Source organism: Hymenobacter agri, assembly GCF_054778495.1.
Genome location: NZ_BAAGZM010000233.1, coordinates 1 through 6258, shown reverse-complemented (window position 1 = coordinate 6258; position 6258 = coordinate 1). Strand labels below are relative to the sequence as shown.

Sequence of the window (6258 nt, the reverse complement as noted above, 5' to 3'; positions counted from 1 at the left end):
CTCAGCCCTCCCACTCCAACGACCCGGCCGCCAGCACGCCGCAGCCGGCCGAAGAATCGGCCAAGCACGCCGGTACGCACAGCGTAGCTGCCAACACTACCGCCAGCTCGCGCGAGCCCGGCACCTCGGCCACCGATACCGGCGGCAACGTGCGCTAATTGAACAATGTAGAGACGCATACTTGCGTCTCGTCGTTGAACGGTTTTTGCCATAACGGCGCAGACGACGAGACGCAAGTATGCGTCTCTACATCGTCCAACCAAAACCAAAAAGCCCCCGCAACAGCTGTTGCGGGGGCTTTTTTATAACTAACGCTCCTGAATGGTTACGCGGCGGCGGCGTGTTCGCGCACGTAGCGCACGAAGTCGCCCACAGTGGTGAGCGGCACTTCATCGGGGATGGTGATGCTGAAGTTGCGCTCCAGCTCGAGGATGATGTCGACTACGTCGAGGGTTTCGAAGCGCAGGTCGCGGGCGAGGCTGGCGGTTTTGCGCACGCGGCTGGCCCGAATGGCTTTACGCTTGCTGATAATGCGGAATACCTGCTGCTCGATAGTTGCGGAGGGAGCCAGGCTCGTAGTGGATACGTACATAATAAAAAGCGAAAAAAGATGGTGAGTGAAGCGCGGCAGCGGCCCGGCCCAGGTGCCCGCCGGCGGTAGCCGCTGCAACAGCTACCAGCCGGCGGACACCGACAACGCCTTAAGCGCTATGCCAGTACAGGCGGCGTAGCCGCCTGTATTTCCTCAGAGTCCACCTCCTGAGAAATGGTTGCAACGTGGTCGGGATTTTTTCCCGAAATTTTTCCTTTGAGCGTTTCGCTCAGCAAATACATCACCGGCACTACCAGCAGCGTGATGCCCGTGGCGAACACCAGACCGAAGATGATGGTCCAGGCCAGCGGGCCCCAGAACGTTACCGACTCGCCGCCGATGAAGAAGTGGGCGTTGCCGCTGGCGAACAGCTCGTAGAAGTCGATGTTCAGGCCGATGGCCAGCGGGATGAGGCCCAGCGTGGCGGCTGTGGCCGTGAGAATTACCGGGTTGAGGCGGGTGCGGCCGGCCATCACGATGGCCTCGCGCAGCGGCATGCCCTGCGAGCGCAGCATGTCGGTGAATTCAACCAGCAGAATCCCGTTTTTCACCACGATACCGGCCAGGGCGATGATGCCCACGCCCGTCATCACGATGCTGATGCTCATGCCCGTGATGGCCAGGCCCCAGAACACGCCGGCAATCGAGAACAGCACTTCCGACAAAATGATGAGCGGCTTGCTGAACGAGTTGAACTGCGTAACGAGGATGAGGAAGATGAGGCCCAGGGCGCCGATACCGGCCAGCGGCAGGAAGTCGGAGGTTTCCTTCTGGTTTTCCTGGGCGCCGCCCATGTTGATGGTATAGCCGGGGGGCAGCGGGAACGACTTAAGGGCCGTCTGGATGTTGCGCACCACGTCGGGGCCGGTGTAGCCACCCAGCACGTTGGAGCTGATGGTGATGACGCGCTTGGTGTCTTTGCGCTTTATGCCGCCGTAGGTGCTGCCGTAGCTCACGTCGGCCACCGACGAGATGGGCACCTGGCGCACGGCGCCGGTGGCGTCGCGGAAGGTGAGCGGGGCGTTCACGATGGCATCCACGTCGGAGCGGTAGGGCTGGGCGTAACGCACCTGGATGGGGTATTCGTCGTCGGGGGTCTTGAATTTGCTGGCCTCGGTGCCGTAGATGGCCGTGCGCACTTCCAAGCCAATCTGGCCGGTGCTGATGCCCTCGCGGTTGGCGCGGGTACGGTTGATGTTGACGGCGATTTCGGGGTTACGGTCTTCGAGGTTGGAGCGCAGTTGCTCCACGCCGCCGATTTTCAGCGAGTCAACGTAGCGAATCACCTTTTTCGAGAGGGCCGCCAGTTTGGGGTAGTCGTCGCCGGCTACTTCGATGGCGATTTCCTTGCCCGTGGGCGGGCCGCTGGCTTCCTGGTCGACCGAGATTTCGGCGCCGGGAATGCCCTTCACCACTTCGCGGATTTTATCCATGTAGATGTGGGTTTCGGGGCCGGTGCGCTCGCTCAGCTCCTTGAAGGCCACGCCCACCTTGCCCATGTGCGACTGCGATACGCCCGAAGCCGTGGCTTCGCCGGGGTCGCCGGCGCCGATGGCCACGTTGGTAATTACCGATTCCACGTCGGGGTTCTTCTCACCAATCACGCCGTAGATGCGCTTTTCGAGCACCCGCGTAATCGAGTCGGTCACTTCTACCCGGGTGCCGACGGGCATTTTCAGGTAGGTGTAGATGAACTTGGGGTCGCCTTTGGGGAAGAACTGCACCGCCGGCTTGCGAATACCCACGGCCACGAACGAGCCGATGAACAGCACCACTACGCCCACCATTACCAGCGTGGGGTGGCCAATGGACCAGCGCACCAGGCTGGCGTAGCCGTCCTGAAACTTGGGCAGGGCGCGGGTCTGGAACCAGCCAATCATTTTCACCAGCAGGAATTTATCGAGCAGAATGAAGCCGGCCAGGGCCAGGCAGACGTTGCCGATGAAGTGGCCCATCAGGCCGCTCACCTGCCCGTCGGGCGATACCTCGTGCGTACCACCCAGGGCCATCACGTTGAACAGCACGCCCAGCGCCACCAGCACGCCCACGGCGATGAGCAGGCCGCGCGAGAACTTGGGCTTGCCGTGCATGTCTTCCTCGAAATGCTCTTCGCGCTCCATGAAGCTCACGGCAAACACCGGGTTCATGATGAAGGCTACTACCAGCGACGACATCAGGGTAATAATCAGCGTCACGGGCAGGTAGTACATGAACGAGCCCACGATGCCCGGCCAGAACATCAGCGGCACGAACGGGGCCACTGTGGTGAGTGTACCGGCCAAAACTGGCACGAATACCTCGCCGGCCGCGAATTTGGCGGCTTTCTCGGTGCTCAGGTTGGGGTGCTCGTGTAGCAGGCGGTGGGTATTTTCAATCACCACAATGGCGTCGTCGACCACGATGCCCAGCGCCAGCAGGAAGGCGAAGAGCACAATCATGTTCAGCGAGAAGTGGAAGCCCGGGATGATGAGGAAGGCCAGGAACATCGAAATCGGCACCGACAGACCCACGAACATAGCGTTGGTGGTGCCCATGAAGAACATCAGGATGAACGTGACGAGCAGGAAGCCGATAACGATGGTGTTGATGAGGTCGTGCAGCGTCACGCGGGTGTCGTTCGAGGTGTCGCCGGTCACGGTGATGGTCAGCTCCTTGGGCAGGCTGGTCTTCGAGTCCTTAATCAGGGCCTTTATTTTATCCGAGGCGTCAATCAGGTTTTCGCCCTGACGCTTCACCACGTTTAGCGTGATGGCCGGCTTGCCGTCGAGGCGGGCATAGCTTTCGCGGTCCTTGAAGCCATCCGTCACGGTGGCGATGTCGCCGAGGCGCACGGGTGCGCCGTTCAGGTTTTTCACCTGGATGTCGGCAATGTCCTCGGCGCGCACGTACTGGCCGGCCACGCGTACGGCGCGCTTCTGCCCGCCCACGTCGATGGTACCGCCCGACACGGTTAAGTTCTCACCGCCGATGGCGCGGGAGATGTCCGAGAAGCCCAGGCGCGAGGCGCGCAGCTTGTTCAGGTCCACGTCCACGTTCACCTGCTGGTCGAGGGCGCCGATGATGTCGACGCGGGTGATTTCGGGCAGGGCCTCAATCTTGTCCTGGAAGTCGTCGGCGAACTTTTTAAGCTGGGCGGCGGGCAGGTTGCCGGCCAGGTTGACGTACATAATCGGCTGCTCGGAAATGTTGATTTCCTTCACCGTGGGGTCGGTGGGCAGGTCGTTGGGCAGCTCGGTGCGGGCCTTGTCCACGGCGTCCTTGATGAGCTGCTTGGCGTACTGCACGTCGATGCCGGAGTTGAACTCCACGTCCACGATGCAATAGTCCTGGTTGGAGGTGGAATTAATGTGCTTCACCCCATTCACGCTCTTAATCTCCTTTTCGAGCTGGCGCGTCACCAGGTTTTCGATGTCCGTCGGCGAAGTGCCGGGGTACACCGTGGCCACGATGATGCGCGGAATCACGATGTCGGGGAATTTCTCCTTGCCGAGCTTGATGTATGCGAAAATGCCCGCCACGCACAGCAGCACCGTGATGATGTAAATGCTGGTTTTGTTATTAATGGACCAACTGGTTGGGCCAAACTCTTTTTCGATGTCCTGCATGGTTTCTTCTCTGAAATCCTGAGAAATTGTTTGCGGTGTAGAGACGCAATATTTTGCGTCTCGTCGTTGCTGATGTTGTTAATACTGCGTGGTTTGCGCGGTTACGCTCGTTCAACGACGAGACGCAAAATGTTGCGTCTCTACGCGCCCTGCACGGCCACGCGCTGGCCTTCGTTCAGGTTCTGGTAGCCGGCCGAAATGATTTTATCCTCAGCGGTCAGGCCGCTGGTCACTTCCACCTTACCGTTGTAGGTGTTGCCGGTTTTGATGACGCGCTTCTTGGCCACAGCCTTGCCGCCCTCTTGGCCCACCACGTACACGTAGCTGTTGGTTTCGTCTTTCTGCACCAAATCCACCGGGATGACGGTGGCGTTGGCGGCGGCATAGTTCTGGATGCGCACCGTGGCCACCATGTTGGGGCGCAGGTCGGCGGCCTTGCTGCCTTGCAGGCGCAATTCCACCGTGAACGTGCGGTTGGTGGCGTTGATGCTACGGCTCACCACGCGCACCGTGGCGGGGATTTCCTCGCCACCCAGGTCCGGAATGGTCACCACGGCCGCGTCGCCGGCCTTGATGCTGTTGCCGTAGGCTTCCGACACGTCGGCCAGGATTTTACCGCCCGAGCCGCTGGTGAGGCGCACCACCGGCGCGCCGGGGGCCGTGATTTCGCCCAGCTTGGGTAGCACCTCATCTACAATACCCGCAAAAGGGGCCACTACATTATACAGGGCGCGCTGCTGGTTGAGCGTGGCCAAGTTGCGCTGCAGGGCCTCGTAGTTGTTCTTGGCTTGCAGGTATTGGATTTCGGTGCCAATCTGCTGGGCCCACAGGCCCTTCTGCTTCTCGTACACGGTGCGGGCCAGGTCCATGCGGGTGCGCAGCTCGGCGGCGTTGGCGTCGAGGATGCTGGCATCAATGGTGGCCAGCACCTGGCCCTTGCTCACCCGGTCGCCGCGCTGCACGCGGATGCTGGTGAGCGAGCCGGCGGCGCGGGCGCCCACGGTGGCGTTCTGGTCGTAGTCGACGCGGCCCTGCACTTCGAGGTAGCTCTTGAAGCTCTCGGGCTTGGCGTTCATCACCGACACGGGCGTGGCGGCCACTTCGGCCGGGCCGCCGGTTTTGGCTTCGAGCTCGGCAATTTTAGCCTGCGTGGCGGCCTGCTCGCTTTTCAGCTTGGCCAGCTCGGCCTTGGGGTCTTTGTTCGAGCCACCGCAGGAAGCCAGCAGCAGGGTGCTGGCCAGGAAGAGCGCAGCGGGTTGAGTTGGGTTGAAACGCATGGGTAAGCGGGGTATTTCGGTGTTTAAAGGGGAAGCGGGCTAGGCCCAGCGTTATTTTTTCACTTGGTTGTACAGCTCGCCAGTGGCTTTGTCGCGGTCTACTTTGGCCACCAGCACGTCGTACACGGCGCCGTAATAGTTGGTCTGGGCCGAGCGCAGGTCAGTTTCGGCGGTAATCACCTCCAGGTTGGAGCCCACGCCGGCGTTGAACTTGATGCGCGTCACGCGGGCCACGTCGGTAGCCAGGTCGAGGTTGGCTTTCTGGTTGTCCAGCACGTCGAGGGCGTTGATGAGCGTGGTGCGGCTCTGGGCATCCTGCAGGTCGATGCTCTGCTTCAGGGTTTCGAAGCCGCGCTCGATGGTTTGCTGCTGCAAGCGGCTCTGCTGCACCAGGTACTTGCGGCGGAAGCCATCAAAAACCGGCACCTGCAGGCTCAGGCCCACGTTGCCGAAGCCAAACCAGTTCTGGTTGGCAAAGCCCGCCGAGTTGGTCGAGTTCGGACCGCGGAAGGCGAACAGCTCGCTCGCCGTTTTGGCCGAGCCCGTGAAGCCGTAGGCCCCCGTGAGCACGAGGCGCGGGTAAGCGCCCGCCTGGCGGTTGCGCAGGTCGAGGCCGGCCAGGGCCTGCTGCGTTTCCAGGGTCGAAAACTCGATGCGGTTGTTATAGTTGATGGCTCCGCGGGCCGCCGGCGGCAGGCCACCCGAAAGGGCATTCTGTTGGTCGAGGCGGTTTTGGGCGGCGGTATTGTCGGGGCTGGTCGGGGCCGGAGCGGTGGGCACGGCG

4 protein-coding genes are annotated in these 6258 nt (G+C 61.6%); all 4 read right to left on the bottom strand.

All coding sequences use genetic code 11. The features are described from left to right. Positions 1-325: 325 nt before the first annotated feature. Complete coding sequence (locus ACYVDE_RS12535) at positions 326-592, bottom strand: acyl carrier protein (protein WP_460501884.1); 267 nt, start codon at positions 590-592, stop codon at positions 326-328. 116 nt (positions 593-708) lie between these two features. Then, a complete protein-coding gene (locus ACYVDE_RS12530) occupies positions 709-4197 on the bottom strand; it encodes an efflux RND transporter permease subunit (RefSeq protein WP_460501883.1) in 3489 nt (1162 codons plus the stop codon). A gap of 140 nt (positions 4198-4337) precedes the next feature. After that, the gene (locus tag ACYVDE_RS12525; RefSeq protein WP_460501882.1) at positions 4338-5474 is read right to left on the bottom strand and encodes an efflux RND transporter periplasmic adaptor subunit; all 1137 of its coding nucleotides are present in this window, start codon (positions 5472-5474) and stop codon (positions 4338-4340) included. Positions 5475-5525: 51 nt separating this feature from the next. Further along, positions 5526-6258: TolC family protein (locus ACYVDE_RS12520; RefSeq protein WP_460501881.1), on the bottom strand; the 733-nt coding region annotated here is incomplete at its 5' end.